1 protein-coding gene is annotated in these 632 nt (G+C 66.8%); it reads left to right on the top strand.

Annotated elements, in window-relative coordinates; translation table 11 throughout:
* The coding region (locus tag BC363_RS30625; protein WP_141690500.1) for an aldehyde dehydrogenase family protein at positions 1-632 on the top strand (632 nt) is incomplete at both ends.

Below are 632 nucleotides of genomic sequence, written 5' to 3'. Positions count from 1 at the left end.
CCGTCCGACACCAACGACGTGATCGGGGACTATGCCCGCGCCTCGGCCGAGGATGCCAAGGCGGCGATTGCCGCCGCCAAGGCAGCGTTTCCGGCCTGGTCGCGCTCCGGCATTCTCGAACGCCACGCCATCCTGCGAAAGACCGCCGACGAGATTTTGGCGCGCAAGGACGAACTCGGGCGGCTGTTGTCGCGCGAAGAGGGCAAGACGCTGGCCGAAGGCATCGGCGAGACGGTGCGCGCCGGCCAGATCTTCGACTTCTTCGCCGGTGAGACACTGCGACTGGCCGGCGAGGTCATTCCCTCGGTGCGCCCGAACATCGGCGTCGAGATCACCCGCGAGCCGGTCGGCGTCGTCGGCATCATCACGCCGTGGAATTTTCCGATCGCCATTCCCGCCTGGAAGATCGCGCCGGCGTTGGCTTACGGCAACACCATCGTCTTCAAGCCGGCCGAACTGGTGCCCGGCTGCTCATGGGCGATCGTCGACATTCTCATGCGCGCCGGCCTGCCGAGGGGCGTGTTGAACCTGGTGATGGGCAAGGGCTCCATCGTCGGCCAGACGATGCTCGACAGCCCCGACATCCAGGCGATCACCTTTACCGGCTCGACCGGCACCGGCAAACGCGTGGC

The sequence above is a fragment of the Ensifer sp. LC384 genome (assembly GCF_001695865.1).
Taxonomy (GTDB): domain Bacteria; phylum Pseudomonadota; class Alphaproteobacteria; order Rhizobiales; family Rhizobiaceae; genus Ensifer.
The sequence above is the reverse complement of the archived record's forward strand: the minus strand, read 5'-3'. Positions and strand labels throughout refer to the sequence as shown.